Origin of the sequence: Streptomyces stoeckheimensis (assembly GCF_045822005.1) — a bacterium.
GTDB lineage: Bacteria > Actinomycetota > Actinomycetes > Streptomycetales > Streptomycetaceae > Streptomyces > Streptomyces stoeckheimensis.
Genome location: NZ_CP169550.1, coordinates 5384326 through 5409383, shown reverse-complemented (window position 1 = coordinate 5409383; position 25058 = coordinate 5384326). Strand labels below are relative to the sequence as shown.

9 protein-coding genes are annotated in these 25058 nt (G+C 71.1%); 6 read left to right on the top strand and 3 right to left on the bottom strand.

From position 1 onward, the window contains the following. Positions 1-3: 3 nt before the first annotated feature. The 6 genes from ACE1OC_RS24620 to ACE1OC_RS24595 all read left to right on the top strand — a co-directional run bounded on the left by ACE1OC_RS24620 (position 4) and on the right by ACE1OC_RS24595 (position 9152). A complete protein-coding gene (locus ACE1OC_RS24620) occupies positions 4-1785 on the top strand; it encodes a dolichyl-phosphate-mannose--protein mannosyltransferase (RefSeq protein ID WP_407838843.1) in 1782 nt (593 codons plus the stop codon). A gap of 67 nt (positions 1786-1852) precedes the next feature. Then, entirely contained in the window at positions 1853-2635 is a 783-nt protein-coding gene (locus ACE1OC_RS24615) for an alpha/beta fold hydrolase (protein WP_407838842.1), read from the top strand. Positions 2636-2734: 99 nt separating this feature from the next. Continuing rightward, entirely contained in the window at positions 2735-4381 is a 1647-nt protein-coding gene (locus ACE1OC_RS24610; protein ID WP_407838841.1) for a penicillin-binding transpeptidase domain-containing protein, read from the top strand. A 466-nt stretch (positions 4382-4847) separates the two neighbouring features. Then, positions 4848-7772: an AfsR/SARP family transcriptional regulator gene (locus tag ACE1OC_RS24605; RefSeq protein WP_407838840.1), complete on the top strand. Its 2925-nt coding sequence runs from the start codon at positions 4848-4850 to the stop codon at positions 7770-7772. A gap of 144 nt (positions 7773-7916) precedes the next feature. Further along, positions 7917-8108 (top strand): hypothetical protein, encoded by a 192-nt coding sequence (locus tag ACE1OC_RS24600; RefSeq protein WP_407838839.1) that lies wholly within the window; start codon positions 7917-7919, stop codon positions 8106-8108. Between the two features lie 192 nt (positions 8109-8300). Further along, positions 8301-9152 carry a 4'-phosphopantetheinyl transferase family protein gene (locus ACE1OC_RS24595; RefSeq protein ID WP_407838838.1) on the top strand — a complete coding sequence of 284 codons (852 nt, stop codon included), beginning with the start codon at positions 8301-8303 and terminating at the stop codon, positions 9150-9152. 32 nt (positions 9153-9184) lie between these two features. Here the strand turns inward: ACE1OC_RS24595 and ACE1OC_RS24590 are convergent, their stop codons facing one another. From ACE1OC_RS24590 to ACE1OC_RS24580, 3 genes are all read right to left on the bottom strand, one after another. Further along, a complete protein-coding gene (locus ACE1OC_RS24590) occupies positions 9185-11041 on the bottom strand; it encodes an AfsR/SARP family transcriptional regulator (protein ID WP_407838837.1) in 1857 nt (618 codons plus the stop codon). A gap of 207 nt (positions 11042-11248) precedes the next feature. Next, positions 11249-14104, bottom strand: coding sequence for a non-ribosomal peptide synthetase (locus tag ACE1OC_RS24585; protein WP_407838836.1), 2856 nt, complete (start codon positions 14102-14104; stop codon positions 11249-11251). Beyond that, entirely contained in the window at positions 14101-25029 is a 10929-nt protein-coding gene (locus ACE1OC_RS24580; RefSeq protein ID WP_407838835.1) for an amino acid adenylation domain-containing protein, read from the bottom strand. Before ACE1OC_RS24580 ends, ACE1OC_RS24585 begins: the two co-directional genes overlap by 4 nt. Positions 25030-25058 lie beyond the last annotated feature (29 nt).

The window sequence follows — 25058 nt, the reverse complement described above, 5'->3', positions numbered from 1 at the left end:
CCGGTGACCAGTACCGCGACGCCGCCGCCCAGCCCTGCGGGGGCCCCGCCCGCCACCGAGGCCGGGTCCGGCCCGGACCCCGCCGACCAGCCGTCCGCCTGGCTGCGCCGCCTGCGCGGCTTCGGCTACGTGCCGCCCGCCGGGGCGAAGCGGCAGTCGGACGTCCGCACCCGCCTGGTGCCCCCGTACGCGCGGCCGTCCGCGCAGCTGTGGGCGCAGATCGGGATCGGGCCGGCCGCGGCGGAGCGCTGGGAGCGGGTGCTGGCGTGGGCCGGGCCGCTGCTGGTGGCGCTGGTCGCCGGGGTGCTGCGGTTCGTCCACCTGGGCACCCCGAAGGCGGTGATATTCGACGAGACGTACTACGCCAAGGACGCCTGGGCCACGGTCAAGCAGGGCTACGAGGCGAGCTGGCCCAAGGACATCGACAAGTCGATCCTCGCCAACCCCGACGGGGTCCCGCTCCCGCTGGACCCGGGCTACGTCGTGCACCCGCCGGTCGGCAAATGGGTGATCGGGCTGGGCGAGTGGATGTTCGGCTTCGACCCGTTCGGCTGGCGGTTCATGACCGCGCTGCTCGGCACCCTGTCCGTGCTGATGCTGTGCCGCATCGGCCGGCGGCTGTTCCGCTCCACCTTCCTGGGCTGCCTGGCCGGGCTCCTGCTGGCGGTGGACGGCCTGCACCTGGTGATGAGCCGGACCGCCCTGCTCGACCTGGTGCTGATGTTCTTCGTGCTCGCGGCCTTCGGATCGCTGGTGATCGACCGGGACAAGGTGCGGGCCCGGCTCGCGGCGGCGCTCCCGGTGGACGAGGAGGGGCGGACCCGGCCGGACGCCCGGATCGCGGAGACGCTGAAGCTGGGCTGGCGCCCGTACCGGCTCCTGGCCGGGGTCTGCCTGGGCCTGGCCTTCGGCACGAAGTGGAACGGCCTGATCGTGCTGGCCTTCTTCGGCGTGCTGATGGTCATGTGGGACGTGGCCGCGCGCCGCACGGCGGGCGCGGGGGCTCCGTACGCGGCGATGATGCGCCACGACAACGTGCCCGGCTTCCTCTCCCTCGTCCCCGTGGCGATCTCCGTCTACGTGGCCTCGTGGCTCGGCTGGATCCTCTCCCCCGACAACGGCAAGGGCGGCTACTTCCGCGACTGGGCCGCCAAGAACGACCAGCACAGCTCGCTGTCGTTCCTGCCGGAGTGGCTGCGGAGCCTGTGGCACTACGAGACGGAGGTCTACAAGTTCCACGTGGGCCTGACCTCGGGCCACACCTACGAGTCGAACCCGTGGAGCTGGCTGGTCCTGGGCCGTCCCGTCTCCTACTTCTACGAGTCCCCCGCGCCCGGCACCGACGGCTGCCCGGCGACGGAGACGGCCAAGTGCGCGCGCGAGGTGCTGGCGCTCGGCACGCCGCTGCTGTGGTGGACGGGCTGCTTCGCGCTGCTGTACGTGCTGTGGCGGTGGTTCTTCCGCCGCGACTGGCGGGCGGGCGCGATCGCGTGCGCGCTGGGCGCGGGCCTGCTGCCCTGGTTCAACTACCAGGAGCGGACCATCTTCTTCTTCTACGCGGTGGTCTTCGTCCCGTACCTGTGCCTGGCGGTGGCCATGATGATCGGCGCCCTGCTGGGCCCGGCAGGCTCCTCGGAACGCCGCCGCGCCCTGGGGGCGGTGGCGGCGGGCGTGCTGGTGCTCCTGATCGTGTGGAACTTCATCTATTTCTGGCCGATCTACACCGGCCAGACCATCCCGATGGACTCCTGGCAGAACCGGATGTGGCTGGACACCTGGGTGTAGCGGCCGGAGCACGCGGTCACGGGGGCCGCTACCCTCGTGATCCACGTCGACTCGGGGGAGTTCCAGGATGCGAAGTGCCGTCGTCACGCCGGAAGGCGACCGGATCCGCTGGGTGGAACTGCCCGGGGCCGAACCGGCCCGGGTCTACCTGCACGGGCTGGGATCCACCTCGCCCGCCTACTTCGCGGCGAGCGCCGTTCATCCGCTGCTCGCCGGGCGGCGGTCCCTGCTGATCGACCTGCTGGGGCACGGGCACAGCGACCGGCCCGAGGGCTTCTCGTACACGCTGGAGGCGCATGCCGACGCCCTCGCCGCGGCGCTGGAGCAGGCGGGCACCGGCGCCGCCGAACTGATCGCGCACAGCATGGGCGGCGCCGTCGCCATCGTGCTGGCCGACCGGCACCCCCACCTCGTCTCCCGGCTGGTGCTGGTCGACGCCAACCTCGACCCGGCCCCGCCCGGCCCCGCCCCCGTGGGCAGCAGCGGGCTCGCGACCTACACCGAGGAGGAGTTCCTGGCCGGCGGCTGGGCCGAGGTGCGCGACCGGGTCGGTGCGCACTGGTGGTCCACCATGCGGCTGGCCGGCCGCGTCGCCCTGCACCGCAGCGCCGTCCACCTGGCCGCGGGCACGACGCCGACGATGCGCGAGCTGCTGCTGGAGCTGAAGATCCCGCGCAGCTACCTGTTTCCGGCCGAGGACGGCCGCGTCCCCGGAACCGAGGCCCTGGTGGCGGCCGGGGTGGCGGTCGTCCCCGTCCCGGAGTCGGGGCACAACATCATGCTCGACAACCCCGAGGGCTTCGCCCGGGCCGTGGCGGACGCACTGGTACCGGGACAACCAAAGCCCTGAGTCGTTTGTCTGTTCGACGTAGGGTCTACCCCACGGGCCACTTGAACGCGTTCAGCATTCAAGGGCCGGGGGTCGGACACACGCGAACGGGGAGAAGGAATGAACGGGGCTGCAAAGGGGGCCGTCGTCGGCGGGGCTTTCCTCGCCATGCTCGGCGGGGCCGTGTACGGGGTGTACGCGCTGGTGGGGGACGGCGGTGACGGCGACGCCAAGAGCACGAGCGCGACCGGCCCGGCGGTGCCCGCCAAGGGCAGCGGGCCGGTCAGCGACAAGGATGCCGCGGCGACCGCCCAGGCCTTCTTCACCGCGTGGGCGGCCGGGGACGCCCGGGCGGGGGCCGATCTGACGAACAATCCGGCGGAGGCGCAGGGCGCCCTCGGCGAGTTCACGACCAAGGCCTACGTGTCCAAGGTCGCGATCACCCCCGGCGCGCAGACCGGGACCACGGTGGCGTACTCCGTCGCGGCGGAGGTCACCTACGAGGGGGTCACCAAGCCCCTCGCCTACGAGTCCAAGCTGACCGTGGTCCGCGGCAACACCACGGGGCTGCCGCTCGTCGACTGGCAGCCCTCGGTGCTCCACCCGCAGCTCCAGAAGGGCGAGAAGCTGCGCGGCGGCGCGCCCGCCAATCCTCCGGTCAAGGCCGTCGACCGCAAGGGCAGGGAACTGACGGCGGAGAAGTACCCGTCGCTGCGCCCGGTCCTGGACAGCCTGCGCAAGACGTACGGGGAGCGGCAGGGCGGTACGAGCGGCGCCGAGCTGTGGATCGAGCCGGTCGCCCAGGAGGCCCCCCGGCGGACCCTGCTGACGCTGGTCGAGGGAAAGCCCGGGGAGATCGAGACCGTCCTGGACGCGGACGTCCAGGCGGCGGCCGAGCAGGCGGTCCTGAAGTTCCCGCAGGCCTCGGTGGTCGCCGTCCAGCCGAGCACGGGCAACATCCTGGCCGTCGCCGACCACCGCGGGGACGGCTTCCCCGCATCCCTCAGCGGCGCCCGCGCGCCCGGCTCCACGATGAAGATCGTGACCGGCGCGATGCTGCTGGACCGGGGCCTGGTGGCGGCGGACAAGGTCGCCGAATGCCCGGCGGAGGTGAGTTGGGGAGGCAAGACCTTCACGAACCTCAAGGGCTTCAAGCTCGACGGCGAGACCTTCGCGACGAGCTTCGCCCAGTCCTGCAACACCGCCTTCATCAAGCAGATCAAGCCGGTCGACGACGACGACGCGCTCCCCAAGGAGGCCCGTGAGGTCTTCGGGATCGGCGCCGGCGTCGAGTGGAAGGTCGGCGTGCCCACCGTCGACGGCAAGGTCCCGGACGCGACCGGTCCTGCGGCGGCCGCCGCGTACATCGGCCAGGGCCAGATCCAGATGAACCCGCTGACGATGGCCTCGGTCACGGCGACCGCCCGGACCGGGGTGTTCCGTCAGCCGGTGGTCGTCAAGGCCTCGCTGGACGGCCGCGAGATCGCGCAGGCCGCCCGGAAGATGAAGCCCCCGGTGGCGGCGCAGCTGGTACGGATGATGAAGCTGACGGCCACCTCGGGCACCGCCCAGGGTGCGATGTCCGCGGTCCGCGGCTCCGACAAGGGCGCGAAGACCGGCTCGGCGGAGGTCGACGGGGCGCAGAACCCGGACAGTTGGTTCACCGGTTTCAGCGGCGACGTGGCGGCCGCGGCGATGGTCGAGGGCGGTGGCCACGGCGGCGACGCGGCGGGCCCGATCGTGGCGGCCGTCCTGAACGCGGGCTGACCGCGGGGCCCGGCCCCGCCCGGCCGTATACGACGCACGAGAGCCGTACGGGTAGATGCCGCATCACAGCGGCATCGGACCCGTACGGCTTCTTCATGTCGCCGCCCGGCCGTCCCCGCTCTCGCACACCAGGCCATTACTCGGGAGTAGCGCACCACGTACTGGGCGGTAGATCGTAGGGTCGCCCTATCTTGGGACCACAGGACCGAATCAGGAAATGCGGCAGAACACGGGGGCGGCACCCAGATTCTTGCCCGTTGCGGTGATCCCGGCGCGACCCCCGGGATCACCGCACCTTGGCGGAGCAACGGGTGCGGTGGTAGTGAGCGGCAGGCCGGGTGGCCCTGCCGGGCATATCAATCAATTGCTTCCACTTTTCGGGGGGCAAGGGGGATACGTGGAGAAGCGACTGACCTTCAAGGTATTAGGGCCCCTGGAAGTGACGTCCGGGGTCGAACAAGTATCCGTGGGAGGGCCGCGGCACCGGACCATTCTTGTCGCGCTGCTGCTCAGCCCGGGCAGGATCGTCCCCGTCGACACCCTGATCGAGGCCGTGTGGGGCGACCGCCCCCCGGCCACCGCCCGTACCCAGGTGTCCATCTGCATCGCCGCGCTGCGCAAGACGTTCAAGGCCGCGGGCTTCCCCGGAGAGGTCATCGTCACCGCCCATCCCGGCTACCTCCTCCAAGTCGGCATGCACCGGCTCGACTCGGAGGAGTTCTCCGGACTGGTCGCGGCGGCCGAGCTGGCGGTCAGGAACAACCGGCTCCCCGAAGCCGCCCGTTGCTATACGGACGCTCTGAAGCTGTGGCGCGGCCGGCCGCTGGCGGGCGTGACCGGCCGGCTGGTGGAGGACGAGGCGCAGCGGCTCGAAGAGCTGCGCCTCGACACCTACGAGAACGCAACGGCCGTGCACCTGCAGCTCGGTGACCACCAGAAGATCCTTCCCGATCTGGCGGCGATGGTCCGCGAGCATCCGCTGCGCGAGCGGGCGCGGCATCAGCTGATCACCGCCCAGTACCACTCGGGCCGGCGGGCCGAAGCCCTGGAGACCTTCCGGGACGGCCGCCGCTGGCTCATCGACGAACTCGGTCTGGAACCGGGCCCCGCCCTGTCCGAGCTGCACAACGCGATCCTGCAGGACGAACCCTCGCTGACCGTGCGCGGTCTCGAGGGCGGGGGCGGCGACCCGTTGCCGTCCAAGCCCGTCGGCGACCCCCTGGAGCTGCCTCCCGACGTGACCGAGCTGGCCGGCCGCAAGGAGGAGCTGGCCCAGCTCGACGAACTGCTCGAACTCGGCGCCGACGCGCGCGGCCCGGCCACGGGGCTGATCACGGGGGTCGGCGGCGTCGGCAAGACCTGTCTGGCGGTCCACTGGGCCCACAAGAACTGCGACCGCTTCCCCGACGGCCAGCTCTTCGCCGACCTCCGCGGCTACGACGAGCACCTGGAACCCACCACGGCCGGGGAGATCCTCGGCCGGTTCCTGCGTTCGCTCTCGGTGCCCATCGGCCAGATCCCGGCCGAACCCGAGGAACGCGCCGCCCTCTACCGCAGCCTGCTGGCCGACCGCCGCGTCCTGGTGGTGCTCGACAACGTGCGGACCTTCGCCCAGGTACGTCCACTGCTGCCGAGCAGCGGCGGCTGCTGCGTCCTGGTCACCAGCCGGGAGCAGCTGTCCGAGATGGTCGCCCTGCCGCCGCAGGCCTGGGTCCGCCTCGGCCGGCTGTCGTCGTACGAGGCGGTCGACCTGCTCGGGAAGATCGTCGGGGAGGAGCGCATCGCCGCCGATCCGCCGTCCGCCGCCCGACTCGTGGAGCTGTGCGACCTGCTGCCGCTCGCCCTGCGGATCGCCGGGGCGAGGCTCGCCTCCAAACCGCACTGGACCGCGTCGCGCCTGGTGCGCCGGCTGAGTGACGAGCGGCTGCGACTGGACGAGCTCAGCTCGGGAGAGTCCCAGGTGCGCGCGAGCTTCACCCTGACGTACCGCGGCCTCTCGGCGCCGACGGCGCTGCTGTACCGGAGCCTGGGGCTCCTCGACGTACCGGATTTCGGCGCCTGGGTCGCCGCCGCGCTCCTGGACACGGACCTGCTCACCGGGGAGCGGCTCATAGAGCAGCTGGTCGACGCCCAGTTCCTGGACGTGGTCGGCCTGGACGCGACCGGGCATCCCCGCTACCGGTTCCAGAACCTGCTGCGCCTGTTCGCCCGCGAACGCGCCGAAGCGGAGGAGACCGCCGAGGAGCGGCAGGCCGCGCGGCAGCGCGCTTTCCGGGCCTACCTCTCGCTCGCCGAACAGGCTCACCGACGCGCCTACGGGGGCGACTTCAGCATCATCCACAGTGCGGTGCCCCGCCATCCGCTGCCCGACGAGCTCAGTGCCGGGCTGCTCACCGCCCCGCTGGACTGGCTGGAGACCGAGCGGCTCTCCCTGGTCGCGGTGGTCGACCAGGCCGCCTCGCTCGGCATGGACGAGCTCGCCTGGGACCTCACGATGTCCATCGTGGTGCTCTTCGAGACGCGCAACTACCTCGACGACTGGCGCGAGTGCAGCGAGCGGGCGCTCGCCGCGACCCGGGCGGCCGGCAACACCCGGGGGCAGGCCGCGATGCTGCACAATCTCGGCGCCCTGCAGATGCGGCAGCGCAACTTCGGCGAGGCGTACGCGTCCTTCACCGAGGCCCTCGCACTCCACGAACGGGCGGGCGAGGAACACGGCCACGCCCTCGTGCTGCGCAACATGGCCATGGTCGACGAGATGCGCGGGGACCTGGACACCGCCATGGACCACAGTGCGCAGGCCCTGGCGACGTTCCGCGCGGTCGGCGATCTCTCCTCGGAAGCGCACGTGCTGAACAACATGGCGCAGATCGAGCTGGACCGCGGCCGTACGGACTCGGCGCAGCATCTGAGCCTGGAGTCCTTGCGGGTCTCCACGACGATCGGCGAGGGCGGAGCCCGCAGTCTGGCGCTCGGGACCCATCGGCTGGCCCGGGTGTACCTCGCGCAGAACGAGTACGGCCTGGCTGAGGAGGCCTTCCTGCGGATGATCCGGATCGTCCGCGCCCAGTCCGACATGCTCGGTCTGGCCCACGGGCTCCTCGGTCTGGGCGAGGCCAGGCTGGGCGCGCGGAGCTGGGGGCAGGCCCGGGCGACCCTGTTGCACGCCCTCGAAATCGCCGGACTGGTCGACAGCGCTCTGGTCGAGGGGAAAATCAAACTGGCCCTGGGTGAGGCGTGCTGGAAATGCGGGGACCACTCCGCCGCCCGGCGGTACTTCGCCGACGCGCGGGCCGACTTCGCCCGGATCGGTGTCGAGACGTGGGTGGACCGGGCGAATCTGGCACTTGCCAGAGACATTCCACGGGAAGAGCCTCCGGCATTTATCTGATGGTTCGTCAATTCTAGAGGAATCGGCCCTACGGAACCATGTGATCCCTTTCTGCGATATCGGGCCGCCCCTCGCACCGAAAGCGGAGCGATAATGAGCCGAAGCCCTTGCGTCATACCGTTCATCACATAGCAGGATGACGACATGGGGGAAAACATGCAGAACGCCCGTCACACCATCGCCACCGTCACGGCCACCACCGTTCTCGTGGGTCTGTGCGCGTTCGTCGGCACCGTGGCCACGACGGCCGCCCATCCCGGCAGCGGGCTCCTCGTGTCGGCCGCCGGTGTTTCCGCCCCGGTCGCCGCCGGCACGGATGACGAGAGCTGGCACTGATTCGTCCGAGGCCGGCCCCGTACGCCAGGCCTGCACAGGTGAACAGCGGGCGCCGGGCCTCCCGGCGCCCGCTGCGCGTTTCCGCTCCCGGTGCCCCTTCCGGCGCCCTGGGCGGCGGAAATATAACCGCTATATACGGGGGCGGTACGGTTCGCGCCACGCAGCCACCAGCCGAAATGACAGAGAGTGCCCATGGCGCCCCCATACAACATGTTCGAGAACGTCGGCGGCCGCGGGGCCGAGGACCGCCCGGCGGCCCTGTTCCGATCGCTCCGCGCCCGTGGGGACACGCACGTCTGGTGGTGGCTCCAGCCGTGGCGCACCGACCCCGCCGACCTCGCCCTGCTCAACACCGAGGAGTTCCGGCAGGCCCTGCGCCTCCATTCGGAGCGGGATGCCGCGGCGTACGTCCACACCAGGGCGACGGCCCGCAGGGCCATCGGGGAGCTCCTCGACGTCGCGCCCGAGGACGTCGACATCGACAGGCCGCCCTGTCCGGTCTGTGCGGACCCCGGGCACGGGCCCGCGCGGCTGAACCACCCCGAAGTGTCCCTGACCATCAGCCTGGCCCGTACCGGCGGTCACACCGTCCTGGCGGTGGGAACCGGAGCCGCGATCGGCGTGGCCGCGGAGCGTCTGCTGCCCGTGCGCCAGGACGTGCTGACCGAGTCGTGGCTCACCGCGGACGAGGCGCTCCATCTGCTGGAGCTGCCACGGGGCGCTGCCCGGGAGGAGGTCTTCTACCGGTGCTGGACCCGGAAGGAAGCCGTCCTGCGAGCGCTCGGGCACATACCGAGCGGAATCCGGCCGGACCAGATCGAGTCCTACCCCGCCGCAACGGACACCGTGCTGATGCACTGTCCCGGCAACCCCGACGCACGCCATCCGGAGGGACGCACCGCCTGGCTCGTACGGGATCTGGCGATCTCCGGACGCGCGGCCGCGGCCGTCGCCCAGCCGGCCGAGACCGAGCCGGCCTGCGGCCCGGTCCGGATCCACCTGCCCGGCGGCCGGACCGGCCGGGACCTACCCTGCGAGCCGTGACACCGCGCGCAACGTGACACTGCGGGGCCCGTTCATCGGGCGGCAGTGGTTTCGGGCTGTCCGCAGTGCGCCGGGTCCTTCAGCAACCCGGCGAGGAGCAGCACCAGTTCGTGGAAGCGGTAGAGCGGCCTGCCCTGCCGGTCGACGCCGCAGATGTCGAGCAGCGCGCCGTCCACCAGCTGTTCGAGGCGCTGCTCCGCCACCGGCTCCCGGGTCCCGAGATACATGGCCGCCCGCTGCGCCGGGAACGAGTCCACGCCGATGCCGGCCAGCCGGATCAGGGTGGTCCGCGCCTGGTCGAATCCGGGCAGCTGCCGCAGCGCCTGCATGAGCGCCCCGGTCACACCGCTCCCGCCGAAGGACAGCTCCCGCAGACGGGTCTCCGGATCCGCCAGCCGGTCGGCCAGCCGGGCGACCGGCCAGTAGGGACGCGCGGCGAGCCTGCTGCCGGTGATGCGCAGCGCCAGCGGCAACCCCGCGCAGTAGGCGAGCACGTCGTCCGTCGCATCGGGCTCGGCCAGCAGCCGTGCACGGCCCGCGGACGCGGCCAGCAGGTCGAACGCGGCGGCGTCGCCGAACGGGGCGAGCGCTGTCGTTCTCGCACCCGTCACCTGGGTGAGCCGGGTGCGGCTCGTGATCAGCACGACGGCATCCGGCGACCCGGACAGCAGGGGGTCGAGACCGCGGCTGCTGACAGCGCCGTCGAGGACGACCAGGAGCCGTCTGCCCGCCGTGCGCGCGCGGTAGAGCCGCACCAGCTCGTCCAGCTCCACGGGCCCGTCCGCACCGCCGCCCGTACCCCCTCTGCCGACGTGTTCGCCCAGCCCGCGCAGCAGGGTCGTGAGGACCTCCGCGGGAGGCTTCGGCCGCCCGTCGGGCTGTGCGATCTCGGCGAAGAGGCAGCCGCCGGGGTAGCGCGCGGCACTCGTGTGGGCGGCGTGCAGGGCCAGCGCGGTCTTGCCCACGCCCGCCATACCGGTGACCAGCAGATGGCGCGGGCCCCGGCCGGTCGCGGAGTCCGCCAGCTGGGCCCGCAGGGCGGCGAGTTCGGCCTGCCGCCCGATGAACTCCTCGGTGTCCGGGGGCAGCATGGCCGGGACGTCGTCGTCCTCGTGCTCGTACCGCTCGGGCTGCCGGATCCTGCTCCCCGGCCCGGGTCCCCGGCTGCCGGCGAGCACGGCCTCGTACGTCGATCCGAGGGCCTCGCCGGGGTCGATGCCGAGCTGGTCGGCCAGCAGGCTGCGGCCCTCGTAGTAGCTCTGCAGCGCGTCGCTCTGGCGCCCGCTGCGGTAGTACGCCGTCATCAGCTGCGCCCGGAGCTTCTCCCGGAGCGGGAACTGCGCGACGAGTCCGGTGAGTTCCGCGGCCAACTGCTCGTGCCTGCCGAGCGCGAGGTCCGCCTCGATCCGGCTTTCGAGCGCGTGCATCCGCGCCTCCTCCAGCTGGGGGAGCTCGACGTCGGCGAGGTGCTCGGTGACGTTGGACAGCGCGGTTCCCCGCCAGTGCTCCAGCGCCTCCGTGAGCAGCGCCCCGGCCTCGCCGAAGCGCTTGCGGCGCAGCGCCTCGCGCCCCTGCTTGTCCAGCCGCTCGAACTCCAGGAGGTCGAACCTGCTGTGCGGCGCCTGGAGCAGGTAGCCGGGCTGGCGGCGCTCGATCCTGACCTCGTCGCCCAGCAGTTTGCGCAGCCTGGACATGTACGTGTAGATCTGCGCGCCGGACGTCGCCGGCGGCTCCCAGCCCCACAGGAGCGTATTGAGTCGGGCATCGGACACCACGCGGCCCCTGGCGAGCAGCAGAGTCGCGAGCACCGTGTGCACCTTGGAACCGGACAGCGCAACGCGTGCGCCGTCCTTGTGAGCTTCAACCGGGCCGAGGACTCGGAAGTCCATTCAGCACCCCCCGTATGTCTCATGCAAACCTGTGCTCGCTGCAGAAGCTATGGGGGGGCCTTATTCGCGGGTTATTCGTTGGGTAACACCGAAGCCTCCCGTCCGTGACACGGGGGTGAAAGCCTCGTCCCCCGTGCCCTGCCCCGGTACGGGGACGGGCCGCGGGGCGAACCCACGGCCCGTCACATCGGGCGCCCTACCTGCGGTTCAGCCGGCCGTGATGTCCACATCGCGGCCGAGGAGGGCCGCGACCACCTTGTGCACGTGCTTGCCGTTGTCGGAGTTGGTCATCACCACACAGCCGTTGCCGGAGCGCAGTTGCAGCGAGGTCAGCGCCCGGAATCCGGCCGTCTGCCCGCCGTGCCCGAACTCCAGGTCCGCCATCGAGCCGTCGACCACGGTGCCCAGACCGTAGAAGCTCCCGGGGAACTCCTCCGTGAGCATGACGCCGGCGGACTTCGCGGACAGCAGGTCCGAGAAGCCCCGATGGGCCTGCCGGATCTCCACGGCCAGCTGGGCCAGATCGGAGGGCGAGGACCACAGCCCGCTGCCCGCGAGCACCGGACGCACCCGGAAGCCGTCCAGGAGCGCACTGCCGTGCTGGTCGTGACCGTCGGCGACGTCCCGGCCGGCGGCGTGCGGGTCCTCGGGCGCCAGGAAGGAGCTGTCCCGCATGCCCAGGGGCCCGAACACCAGCTCCGCCGCCAGCTCCTGGAACTCCTGTGCGGTCACGTCGATCAGCAGTTGTTCGATCACGGCCCACTGGCTGCCCGCCTTGCGGAACAGCGCCCCGGGCTCGTGCTCGGCCTCCACCTCGTCCAGTACGGCCGCCAGCTTCGGCATGGCCTCACCGGGCCGCCACCAGGTGGCGGACGTCTGCGACAGGCCGGCCGTGTTCGACAGCAGGTGCCGCAGCGTCAGCGGACTGCCGCCGGGCGCCCTGGGGGCGCGGCGGCCGGTCAGATAGCCGTCGACGTCCGCGTCCAGATCGAGCACGCCCCGGTCGACGAGGCGCAGCGCGGCGAACGCCGTGACGTGCTTGCTGATCGAACCGGCCTGGAACCGTGTCCGCAGCGTCACCGGGGCACCGGTCCCGGTCGCCCTGATCCCGTAGGCCTGGACCCCGACCAGCTGGCCGTCCTTGAGGAGCGCGACGGCGGCACCCGGCACACCGTGCGCCTCCATCGCCCCGGCCACATCGGCCGCGTGCCGCGGCCCTCCTGCGATGGCAACCGTCATCGGCCTGCCCGCCCCCTCGTCGGTCGTTCCGGTCGGCTCGGTCTGCCCGGTTCCGGGCTTCGCGGCGTTGTCGATCGTCAGCGCGAGATCCTCGATGGTCTCGCTGTCCAGCAGCATGCGCAGGGTGAGGTCGAGCCCGGCCTTCCGGGCGGCGGCCATCACATGGACGATGCGCATCGAGTCGGCTCCCAGGTCCAGCAGCCGGTCCCGTACGCCCACTTCGGGCACCTGGAGCACCTCGGCGCAGGTCTCCACCAGCAGCCGCTCGGTCCTGTTGCGCGGGGCCACGTACTCCCGGTCGGCGACCAGCGCCGTACGACCGGGTGCGGGCAGTGCCTTGCGGTCCACCTTGCCGGATGCGTTCAGCGGCATCGCGTCGAGCAGGACGAACGCGGCGGGCACCATGTACGAGGGCAGCGAGGCGTCCAAGTGGGCCCGCAACCGTGCCTGTTCGACGCCCCCGTCGGTGACCGCGTAGGCGACGAGCAGCTTCTCGCCGTTGCCGTCCTCGCGTGCGATCACGGTCGCGTCCTTGACCTCGGGATGGGCCAGCAGCACTTCCTCGATCTCGCCCAGTTCGATGCGGTAGCCCCGTATCTTCACCTGGTTGTCGATCCGGCCGAGGCACTCCAGCTCCCCGTCCGCCCTGAACCGGGCCAGGTCGCCGGTCCGGTACATCCGCGAACCCGGCCGGCGGCCGAACGGGTCCGGGAGGAACCGATCGGCCGTCAGCCCCGGCCGGCCGACGTACCCGCGGGCCACACCGGCGCCCGCGATGTACAGCTCCCCGACCACGCCCACCGGTACGGGCCGCTGTACGGCATCCAGCACATAGGCCCGGTAGTTGTGGATGGGGCGCCCGATCGGCACGCTGCCGGCGTCCGGCGCGACCTCCCAGGCGGTGGCCCAGACCGTCGTCTCGGTCGGACCGTACTGGTTGACCAGCCGGTCCACCCGGCCGCCCAGATCGCGGGCCAGCGCGGGCGGGCAGTCCTCACCGCCGGTGATGGCGGTGAGCGGACCCCGGCCGAGCCCGGCGGCGATGAGGACCTTCCAGCCCGCCGGGGTGGCCGCCGCATGGGTGACCCCGGCGGATGCGATCAGCCGCAGCTGCGCGGCCGCGTCGTGTGCTTCGTCGTCATCGGCGAGCACCACCCGGCCGCCCGTGATCAGCGGCAGGTAGAGCTCGGTCGTCGAGACGTCGAAGGACAGCGACGTGAGCCCCAGCCAGACGTGCTCCGGGCTCGCCCCGTACCGCTCCCGCATCGAGAACAGGACGTTCAGCAGGGAGAAGTGCGCGATCTGCACCCCCTTGGGGCGTCCGGTGGAGCCGGAGGTGAACAGCGTGTAGGCGAGCCGGTGCCCGCGGGACGGGTCCTTCGGGTCCCGGTCCGCCGACGCGTCCACAGCGCTGCCCGGACGGGCCTCGATCAGGGCGCGGTCGCGGTCGAGATCGACGACCGCACCGTCGTAACCGCCACCGAGGCGCTCGTACAGGCCTCCTTGTGTCACGACGAGCCGGGCTCCCGCAGCGTCCAGCATGTAGTTCAGCCGGTCCGCGGGCAGCACGGCGTCCATGGGCAGATGGGAGCCGCCGGCCTTCCAGATCCCCAGCAGACAGGGCAGCAGGTCCGGCCCGCGGTTCAGCAGGACACCGACCACGGACTCGGGTCCCACCCCGGCGTCACGCAGCTGGTGCGCGATCCGGTTGGCCCGGACGTCGAGCTCGCGGTACGTGAGGGTTTCGGCGCCCGCCTGCACGGCGACCGCATCGGGGGTGGCCGAGGCGGTCGCCTCGATCACCTCGTGCACGTATCTGCTCATCCCCACTCCACATCGGTGTCGTTCCAGTCCTCGAGCACCTGGGTCAGCTCTGCCGTGGACAGGAGTGCCGCGTCCGCGTCTCCGTCGGGGTCGGCCGCCATGGCCTCCAGCACCGCCCGGTACATGCCGGCGAGCCGCTGGGCGTTCGCACGGTTCAGACCGGTGCTGACCGCCCTCAGGACCAGCCGTCCCGGTACGTTCGCGATCGACAGGGTGAACTCGTTGGAGCTGTCCCCCGCACCGCCCTGGACGTCGACCGTCCCGGTGTCCACCTGGTGGAAGTCCTGGTAGCGGTACATGATGTCGAACAGCCTTCGCCCGCCCGCCAGTCGCTGCACCGCGGGAAGCGGATGGCGACGGTGGCCGTACACCTCGGCCTCGCGGTCGAAGACCTGACGGACCAGCTCGCGCCACGTCCTTGCCGTGCGGTCGTGGGCGAACGGCAGCGTGTTGAGGTACATGCCGTAGACCCGCTCGGCCCCGGGAACCTCCGGGCGTGCGCTGTACAGCACTCCCGTGTGGAAAGCCGGCTCGTTGGTCACGGTGCCGAGCACCTTCAGGTGCGTGGCCAACAGGACCGCCTTGAACGACGTGCCGCTGGACGTGGCCAGCGCACGCAGAGCGGGCTCGATGTCGCGGAACTCCACCGACAGCTTGAAGTCCTCCCGGGGGGCGCCGTTGCCGTCGCCCCAGTCCGCGGGGAGCACGCACATGGCGTACCGGTCGACGATCCCGCGCCAGTAGTCCCGGTCCTCGTCCGACTCCAGGGACTCCTGTTCCGCAGCGATGAAGTCGGCGTAGCGAACGGCCGTCGGCTCCGGCCGCTTGGGCTCCTCACCCGCGGCGTACGCGTGGTAGAGGTCGAGCACCTCCATCAGCAGCGACTGCTGACTCCACCCTTCGGTGATGGCGTGGCAGTGCGTGAAGCCCAGGTGCCAGGCCTCCTCGGACTCGACGAGTGCGGAGATGCGGAGCAGCGGAGGCCGCCCGAGCTCGAACAGCTCGGCACGTTCTGCCGCGATGTGCGCCCGGCGCGCTTCCGCGAACTGCTCGGCGTCGAGGCCCCGCAGATCCTGCACGGCCACCGGAATGACGGCGTTCGCACGCACCAACTGGAGGGGGATGTCGAACTCCTCCAGGGAGAACGACGTACGCAGCATCTCGTGGCGTTCCACGATCGCCTGCCCGGCACGGCGCAGGGCGTCGGCGTCGAAGGGCCGACCGTCCTTGATCCGGAACGTGGACGTGTTGTGGTACTTGTTCAGCCCGTCATCGGCGAGCATCTCGACCAGCATGCCGAGCTGCACCTTGGAGATCGGGTACGCGTCCACCAGGCCGGCCGGGAGCGTCGCGCGGATCTCCTCCGACACCTGGGCGAACGGTGCGACCGCCACGTCCTCCCGGCCGGGCTCCGTCCCGGCGAGCGCGGAGGCGAGTCCGGCGACCGTACGGTGCTGGAAGACGTCCCGTACTCCCGCCTCGAAGCCCTCGGCGCGCAGGGCGCCGACCAGGGCGATGGCCTTGATCGAGTGGCCGCCCAGGTCGAAGAAGTTGTCCTCCACCCCGACCCTCTCCAGCCCCAGAACCCGGCGCCAGACGGAGGCGATGCGTTCCTCGGTGGGCGTGCGGGGAGCCACGTAGCTGTCCTCGGCCGATCCCTCGGGATCGGGGAGGGCACGACGGTCGATCTTGCCGTTGGCCGTCAGGGGAAGCGCGTCGAGTCCGATGAAGACGGACGGGACCATGTACTCCGGCAGCGAAGCCGCGAGCTCCTCGGCCAGCACGTCGGTGCTGCCGACGACGTAGGCGATGAGCCGCTGGTCCTCGGAGACCACGACCGTGGCGTCGGTGACCTGCGGGCGGGCGATCAATGCGGCACGGATCTCGCCGAGCTCGATGCGATACCCGCGCACCTTGACCTGGTCGTCGATACGGCCCAGGAACTCCACCGCACCATCACTGCGCCACCGCGCCAGGTCACCGCTGCGGTAGAGACGAGCACCCGCCGGCCCGAACGGGTCAGGTATGAAGCGTTCGGCCGTCGCCGCCGGACGGAACGCGTAACCACGCGCCACACCCGTACCGCCGACGAACAGTTCACCCACCGCACCGACCGGGACGGGCTGCAAACCCGCATCCAGCACACGCATGATCATGTTCGGCAGCGGACGCCCGATCGGCACCACACCCTCGAACGCCTCGACCAGCGGGAACACACAAGTCCCCACCGTGGCCTCGGTCGGACCGTATTCATTGAGTACGCGACCTTCGCCGAGCAGCACCCGCCACCGTTCCACCAGACCGCCCGGCAGAGCCTCGCCCGCAACCACCACACGTGAGGTCAGAGCCTGAATCTGCTCGTCCGACAACTGGCCGGAGATCACTTCCAGATGCCCGGGAGTCAGCTTCATGAAGGAGAACGGACCCGCCGCCGCGAGGCTTTCGCCCAGCTCGGTCAGCTCGCCGTCCCACAGCCACGCACGCTGACCCGCAGCAAGCGGAGCCCACACATTGGGCACCACCAGGTCGAACGCCACCGACGAGAACACCGGCGCACCACCCGACCCCGAAGCCACCAACTCCCGTACAGCCCAGTCCACATGGTTCACCAGACTGCGGTGCGAAACCTGCACGCCCTTCGGCCGCCCCGTCGAACCCGACGTGAACACCGTGTACGCCACCGAATCCAGATCCACCACCACAGCCGGTGCAGACTCCGGGAACGACGACACGTCGTCGGCGGCCAGGATCGTCTCCACACCCGGGAAACGATCCGCGTACGCAGCCGAGGTCACCGCGACCGTCACCCGGGCGTCCTCGACCATCCCCGCGATGCGACCCGCGGGCAGCACCGGGTCCATCGGCACGAACCCGCCGCCCGCACGCCACACCGCCAGCAACGACACCACCAGATCGATCGAACGATCCAGCAACACCGCGACCGTCGACTCCGGACCCACACCAGCCGCCCGCAAACGATGAGCCAGACGATTCGCCCGCACATCCAGCTCCGCGAACGACAACGACCGGTCGCCGGCCTCCACCGCCACCGCATCCGGTTCCGCGGCAACCCAGAGCCCCACCATTTCGGGCACCGAGATCTTCGGCACCATCGCCGCCGAATCGTTCCACCCGGTCAGCACCTGCTCGCGCTCACCACCGGGCAGGAACACCTGACGGGCATCACCCTCCACATCCGCGGCCATCGACTCCAGCACCGACCGGTACATCGCCGCGATCCGCTGTGCGCCGGCGGCGCCGAGCACCTGGGGGTTGACCGTGAGAAGCAGACCGCTGCCCCGGGCGGCGACGGCAAGACCGAACTCCGTGGCACCCTCGCCGTCCCCGGAGTCGGTGTCGACGAGGTCCGTCTCCGCCTGGGCGTCCGCCAGGTCGAGGTAGCTGAAGCGCACGTCGAGGAGTCGCGTGCCGTCGCTCAGTTCGCGCTGCATCACCGGCATCGGGAAGCGCCGGTGCGGCCAGAGCGCGCCTTCCTGGTCGAAGACCTGGCGGATCAGCTCCCGCCAGGTCCGCGCGCCGCGCTCGTAGGCGAACGGCACGGTGTTGAGGTACATGCCGTAGACCTGCTCGGCGCCCACCACCTCGGGCCGGCCGCTGGAGACCAGGCCGGTGCAGAAGGAGTCCTCGGCGGTCAGCTGGCTCATCACCTTCAGGTGCGCCGCGTGCAGCACGGCCTTGAGTGACGTTCCGGTGCCGCTCGCGGCAGCTCGGAGCGCCGGGGTGAGGTCGCTGAGCGGCACCTGCACGGTGTGCGCACGGTGTCCCGGCTCGGGGTCGCCCCACCCGGAGGGCAGCTCGAACTTGGCGTGCGAGCCGAGTACGTCCCGCCAGTAGTTCCTGTCCTCGTCCGAGGCCAGCGACGCCAGCTCGGCGGCCACGAAGTCCGCGTACCGCACGGCGGGTACCGCGAACTCGGGCAGGGTCTCGCCGCCGCGCACCCGCAGGTAGCCCTCGACGATGTCGCTGAGCAGGGAGCGGTGGCTCCAGCCCTCCGTGATCGGGTGGCAGACACTCACCGACAGCCACCAGGCCTCGTCGGACTCGACGAGTGCGGAGATGCGGAGCAGGGGGGCGCGGGACAGGTCGAAGGTCTCGGCCCGCTCGGCGGTGATGTGCGCCCGGCGTGCGACTGCCTGCTGATCGGCGTCGAGTCCTCGCAGATCCTGCACGGTCACCGGGATGACGGCGCTCGCGTGGAGGAGCTGGAGCGGAACGGAGAAGTCTTCCAGGTCGAAGGACGCGCGGAGCATCTCGTGGCGTTCGACCACGGCCTGCCCGGAGCGCCGCAGGGCTTCGACGTCGAACGGGCGACCGTCCTTGATCCGGAACGCGGTCGTGTTGTGGTACTTGTTCAGGCCTTCGTCGGCCAGCATCTCGACCAGCATGCCGAGCTGCACCTGCGCCAGCGGGAAGGCGTCCACGAGGCCCTCGGGCAGCTTCGCCCTGTCCTCGTCCCCGATCAGCGCGAACGGTGCGACCACGGCGGACTCGGTGACGGGTTCCGTCCCGGCGAGCGCGGAGGCGAGTCCGGCGACCGTACGGTGCTGGAAGACGTCCCGGACACCGGCTTCGAAGCCCTCGGCGCGCAGGGCGCCGACCAGGGCGATGGCCTTGATCGAGTGGCCGCCCAGGTCGAAGAAGTTGTCCTCGACGCCGACCCTCTCCAGTCCCAGGACGCCGCTCCACACTGCGGCGATGCGTTCCTCGGTGGGCGTGCGGGGAGCCACGTAGGTGTCCTCGGCCGATCCCTCGGGATCGGGGAGGGCACGACGGTCGATCTTGCCGTTGGCCGTCAGCGGGAGCGCGTCGAGTCCGATGAAGACGGACGGGACCATGTACTCCGGCAGCGAGCCGGCCAGCCAGGACGACAGGTCATCGGCGCTGCCGACGACGTAGGCGATGAGCCGCTGGTCCTCCGACACCACCACGGTCGCGTCGGTGACCTGCGGATGCGCGATCAGCGCGGCACGGATCTCGCCGAGCTCGATGCGATACCCGCGCACCTTGACCTGGTCGTCGATACGGCCCAGGAACTCCACCGCACCATCACTGCGCCACCGCGCCAAGTCACCGCTGCGGTAGAGACGAGCACCCGCCGGCCCGAACGGGTCAGGTATGAAGCGTTCGGCCGTCGCCGCCGGACGGAACGCGTAACCACGCGCCACACCCGTACCGCCGACGAACAGTTCACCCACCGCACCGACCGGGACGGGCTGCAAACCCGCATCCAGCACACGCATGATCATGTTCGGCAGCGGACGCCCGATCGGCACCACACCCTCGAACGCCTCCACCAGCGGGAACACACAAGTCCCCACCGTGGCCTCGGTCGGACCGTACTCATTCAGTACCCGGCCCTCACCCAGCAGCACCCGCCACCGTTCCACCAGACCACCAGGCAGAGCCTCACCCGCAACCACCACACGAGACGTCAGAGCCTGAATCTGCTCGTCCGACAACTGGCCGGAGATCACTTCCAGATGCCCCGGGGTCAGCTTCATGAAGGAGAACGGACCCGCCGCCGCCAGACTCCCGCCCAGCTCGGTCAGCTCACCGTCCCACAGCCACGCACGCTGACCCGCAGCAAGCGGAGCCCACACATTCGGCACCACCAAGTCGAAGGCCACCGACGAGAACACCGGCGCACCACCCGACCCCGAAGCCACCAACTCCCGTACAGCCCAGTCCACATGATTCACCAGACTGCGGTGCGAAACCTGCACACCCTTCGGCCGCCCCGTCGAACCCGACGTGAACACCGTGTACGCCACCGAATCCAGATCCACCACCACAGCCGGTGCAGACTCCGGGAACGACGACACATCCTCCTCGTCGACCCGCACCACGGCCACGTCGAAGCGGTCCGCATACGCACCAGAGGTCACCGCAACGCTCACCCGAGCGTCCGCCACCATCCCCGCGATCCGGCCCGCCGGCAGCACCGGGTCCATCGGAACGAACCCACCACCCGCACGCCACACCGCCAGCAACGACACCACCAGATCGATCGAACGATCCAGCAACACCGCAACCGTCGACTCCGGACCCACACCAGCCGCCCGCAGACGATGAGCCAGACGATTCGCCCGCACATCCAACTCCGCGAACGACAACGACCGCCCACCAGCCTCCACCGCCACCGCATCCGGCGACTCCACGACCCGCCGAGCCACCAACTCCGGCACCGACACCTCCGGCACCACCACCGCCGAATCGTTCCACCCGGTCAGCACCTGCTCGCGCTCACCACCGGGCAGGAACACCTGACGGGCATCACCCTCCACATCCGCGGCCATCGACTCCAGCACCGACCGGTACATCGCGGCGAGGCGGTTCGTGCCCTCCCTGCCGATGAGGTGCCGGTTCGCGGTGATGACCATGAATCCGGCGCGGGTGGAGACACCCAGCGGGAACTCGGTGGGGCTGTCGTCGAGCGTGGCCGGGTAGTCGACCAGCTCCTGGTCGACCTGCCGGAAGTTCTGGTAGCTGAAGCGGACGTTCACCAGTCGGTCGCTCGTGCTGAGCTCGCGCTGCATCACGCCCAGCGGGTACCGGCGGTGCGGCCACACCTCGATCTCCCGGTCGAAGACCTGGCGCACCAGGTCGCGCCAGGTTTCGGCGCCACGGGTGAAGGCGAAGGGCAGCGGGTTCAGGTAGACCCCGTACACCCGCTCGGCTCCCACGGCCTCCGGCCTGGCGTTGGTCACCAGGGCGGTGAAGAAGGACTCCTCCGGTGTGAGCTGGCTCATCACCTTGAGGTGCGCGGCGTGCAGGACGCTCTTGATCGGCACCTTCGCCTTGCTGGCCAGGGTCCGCAGCCCCGCGTCCAGGTCGTGGTACGGAACCCAGGCCCGGTGCAGTCCGCGCGGCGTCTCCTCGGGGTCGTCGCCCCAGCCGGCGGGCAGCTCGAAGGAGGCGTTGTTCTCGAGGATCGTCCGCCAGTAGTCGCGGTCGTCGTCCCCGGCCAGGGAGACGAGCTCGGCGGCGACGAAGTCCGCGTACCGCACGGCGGCGGGTTCGGGCCCCTCGACCGGCGACCCGTCGCGCAACGCCCGGTAGGTCGTGGCCAGTTCCATCAGCAGCGAGTGGTGGCTCCAGCCCTCGAGTACGGCGTGGCACTCGGTCAGGGTCAGCCACCAGGCGCCGTCGTCGCAGGCGTGCCCGGTGAAGCGGATGAGCGGGGCGCGGGTCAGTTCGAAGAGCTGGGTGCGCTCCTCGGCCATGAAGGCGCGCAGCGACGCTTCGACGGCGTCGGCGTCGAGCCCCCGCAGATCCCGGGCCTCGACCGGCGAGCTGACCTCGGACGGGGCGTGGACGAGCTGGAGCGGTACGGAGTAGCCCTCGATCTCGAACGAGGAGCGCAGGATCTCGTGCCGGGCCAGCACCGTGTCCACGGCCTGCTGGAGCAGCTCGGGGTCGAACGTCTGGTCGTCGAGGATCCGGAAGCAGGTCGAGTTGTGGTAGTGGTTGCGGCCGTCGTCGGCGAGCATCTCGACGACCATGCCGAGCTGTACCTGGGCCAGCGGGTAGGCGTCGACCAGGCCTGCCGGCAGCCGGTCGAGGTCCTCCTGGGCGAGCAGGGCGAAGGGCTCGACGGCCGGTTCGGCCTTGGCGGGAGCGGGGCGTCCGGTGATGAACGCGACGAGTTCGGCGGGGGTCCGGTACTCGAACACGTCGCGGACCGTCACGTCGTACTCGCCGTCGCGCAGGGCGCCGACCAGCGCGACCGCACGCAGCGAGTCGCCGCCCAGGTCGAAGAAGTTGTCCTCGACGCCGACCTGTTCGACCCCGAGCACGTCGCGCCAGACCGCGACCATCTCCTCCTCGGCGGCGGTGCGCGGCGCGACGTGGGTGGTCTCGACACCGAGTGCGCTGCGGTCGGGGGCGGGCAGTGCGGACTGGTCCAGCTTGCCGTTGACGGTCAGCGGGATCCTTCCGACGACGAGGAAGGCCGTCGGGATCATGTAGTCGGGGAGCGACCGGGCCAGTAGGGTCCGCAGTTCGCTGGGCGCGGCGACGGCATCGCCGGTGGGTACGACGTACGCCACGAGCCGGCGGTCACCGGGGGTGTCCTCCCGGGCGACGACGACGGCGTCCCGTACGCGCGGGTGGGTGGTCAGCGCGGCCTTGATCTCGCCCAGTTCGATGCGGTGACCGCGGATCTTCACCTGGTGGTCGATGCGGCCCAGGTAGTCGAGGCTGCCGTCGGGGCGCCTGCTGGCGAGGTCGCCGCTGCGGTACAGCCGGGAGCCCGGCTTTCCGTACGGGTCGGGCAGGAACCGTTCCGCGGTCAGGCCCGGCCGGTTGAGGTACATGCGGGCGACGCCGGGACCGCCGACGTAGATCTCGCCGGGCACTCCGACGGGCACCTGCTCGCCGTGCGGGCCGAACAGGTGGACCTGCAGGTCGCGCAGCGGCAGCCCGATCGCGTTCCCGGTCTCCGACTCCAGGTCGGACTCGGTGAGCAGGTGGTACGTGGTGTGGACGCAGGTCTCGGTGATGCCGTACAGGTTCGCCAGTGCCGTCCGTTCCAGTCCGCGGCGGGCGACCCAGGGCTTCAGGCCCGGTATGTCCAGCCGCTCCCCGCCGAACGCCACGACGCGCAGGGCCAGGTCGTCGATGAGCCGATGCCCGTCGGCGGCGAGGGAGACCAGGCTGCGGAAGGCGGACGGGGTCTGGTTGAGGACGGTGACCCGCTGCTCCGCGAGGAGGCGCAGGAAGTCCTCGGGGGCGCGGGCCACGTCCGGCGGGACGACCACGATGCGGCCGCCGTAGGCGAGGGCGCCCCAGATCTCCCAGACCGACATGTCGAAGGCGTAGGAGTGGAAGAGCGTCCACACGTCGTTCTCGTCGAAGCCGAAGTGTTCCTCGGTCGCGGTGAGCAGCCGGAGCACGTTCGTGTGGCTGAGGCCGACGCCCTTGGGGCGGCCGGTGGAGCCGGAGGTGTAGATGGTGTAGATGAGGTCCTCGGGCACCGCGCCGGAAGCGGGGTTGCCGTCCGGAGCCGCGGCCAGGTCGGCGGTCTCCTTCTCGCCGTCCAGCACCACGAGCAGGCCGTCGACGACTCCGGTCAGGTGCGCGGCGTGCGCTCCGGAGGTGACGACGATCCAGACGCCCGCGTCCTTGAGCGTGTAGCTGATGCGGTCGGCCGGGTGCTCCGGGTCCAGGGGCAGGTAGCCGGCCCCCGTCTTGAGCACGGCGAGCAGGGTCGGCACCAGGTCGAGGTTGCGGTCCAGGCTGACGCCGACCAGTCCGCCGGGGCGTGCGCCGTGGGCCCGCAGGTAGTGGGCGAGCCGGTTGGCCCGTGCGTTGAGTTCGGCGTAGGTGAGCTGCTGGTTCCCGAAGACGAGGGCGATCGCGTCGGGGGTGGCCGCCGCCCGGTCCTCGACGAGCTCGTGGATGCAGCGGTCGGGGGCTTCGAAGAAGTGCGGCTCGGGCAGCAGGACGGCGAGGTCGGACTCGTCCAGCATGTCGAGGCGGGAGAGCCGCAGGTCCGGGTCGGCGACCGCCGATGCGAGCAGACGCACGAAGTGCCGGGCCATGCGCTCGACGGTGGTCCGGTCGTAGAGGGCGGTGCTGTACTCCAGCGTGCCCCGGACGCTGCCGTCCTCGGACTCGCTCAGCTGGAGGGTGAGGTCGAAGCGCGAGACGCGCGAGGTGGCGTGCAGGGTCTCCGCGTCGACACCGGGCAGCCGGAAGTCCCGGGTGCGTTCCCGGTGCATGGTGAAGGCCACCTGGCACAGGGGCGTGCGGGACATGTCCCGGACCGGCACGAGTTCGTCCGCGATCCTCGCGAAGGGGAACTCCTGGTTGTCGAAGGCGTCCAGCACGGTCGCGCGGGCTCCGACGAGCAGGTCCAGGAACGTCGGGTCGCCCTGCCACCGCCCGCGCAGGACGAGGGTGTTGATGCCGTAGCCGATGAGCTGTTCCAGTTCGGGACGGCTGCGGCCCGACACCACGGTGCCGACCGCGATGTCGTCGCGCCCGGTGTACCGGGAGAGCAGCGCCTGGTAGCCGGCGAGCAGGGTCTGGAACGGGGTGGCGCCGTGTGCGGAGCCGAGCGTGCGCAGCTTCTCCGCCAGCGGGGCCGGGATCTCGACGGTCACCGCGTCGCCGTCGTAGCTGCGGAAGGCGGGGCGGCGTCGGTCGGTGGGCACCTCGAGCGGGGTGCTGCCGGCGAGCTGACCGCGCCAGTAGTCGAGCTGCTTGGTCAGGCCGTCGCCGGCGAGGCGGGTGTGCTGCCAGGCCGCGTAGTCGGCGTACTGGACGGCCAGCGGGGCCAGGGGTGACGGCTTGCCCTCGGCGAACGCGCCGTACACGTCGGAGAGTTCCGACATGAACAGGCCGACGGACCATTCGTCGCAGGCGACGTGGTGGAAGACCACGACGAGCAGGTGGTCGTCGTCCGCGATCCGGATGAGCCGGGCCCGCAGCGGCGAGCCGTTCTCCAGGTCGAAGGGACGGCCGGGCTCGGCCTCGGCCAGTGCGAGGGCGCGCTGTTCCCGCTCCGCGGCGTCCGCCGTGCCCGTGACGTCGTCGACCGGGAGGCCGAACGGGGCGGGAGGGTCGATCAGCTGGACCGGCTCGGCACCGTCGAGCCGGTACCGGGTGCGCAGGATCTCGTGCCGCGCCACCAGTTCCTCGAAGCTGCGGCGCAGCACCGAAGCGTCGAGCGGTCCGTGCAGCCGCAGTGCGACCGGGACGCTGTACTCCCAGCTGTCCGGGTCGAGCCTGCTCAGGAACCACATCTGCTGCTGGCCGTGGGAGAGCGCCAGCGGGCCGCCCCGCTCGACCGGCACCACTGCGGCACGCCGGCCGCTGCGGCCTCCGGCGAGTCGGGCGCGCACCAGTTCCTCGCGCCTCTCCTCGGCCTGTCCGCCCGTGCGAACTTCGCCAGTACTCATGCTGAGCGCCCCTCCCGACCTTCGTTCCG

Excerpts from the sequence above, each read along its gene's own strand:
- ACE1OC_RS24600 (WP_407838839.1), top strand. The coding sequence starts at position 7,917 with ATGGGGGAAAACATGCAGAACGCCCGTCACACCATCGCCACCGTCACG.
- ACE1OC_RS24610 (WP_407838841.1), top strand. The coding sequence starts at position 2,735 with ATGAACGGGGCTGCAAAGGGGGCCGTCGTCGGCGGGGCTTTCCTCGCC.
- ACE1OC_RS24580 (WP_407838835.1), bottom strand. The coding sequence starts at position 25,029 with ATGAGTACTGGCGAAGTTCGCACGGGCGGACAGGCCGAGGAGAGGCGC.
- ACE1OC_RS24595 (WP_407838838.1), top strand. The coding sequence starts at position 8,301 with ATGGCGCCCCCATACAACATGTTCGAGAACGTCGGCGGCCGCGGGGCC.
- ACE1OC_RS24615 (WP_407838842.1), top strand. The coding sequence starts at position 1,853 with ATGCGAAGTGCCGTCGTCACGCCGGAAGGCGACCGGATCCGCTGGGTG.
- ACE1OC_RS24590 (WP_407838837.1), bottom strand. The coding sequence starts at position 11,041 with ATGGACTTCCGAGTCCTCGGCCCGGTTGAAGCTCACAAGGACGGCGCA.
- ACE1OC_RS24585 (WP_407838836.1), bottom strand. The coding sequence starts at position 14,104 with ATGAGCAGATACGTGCACGAGGTGATCGAGGCGACCGCCTCGGCCACC.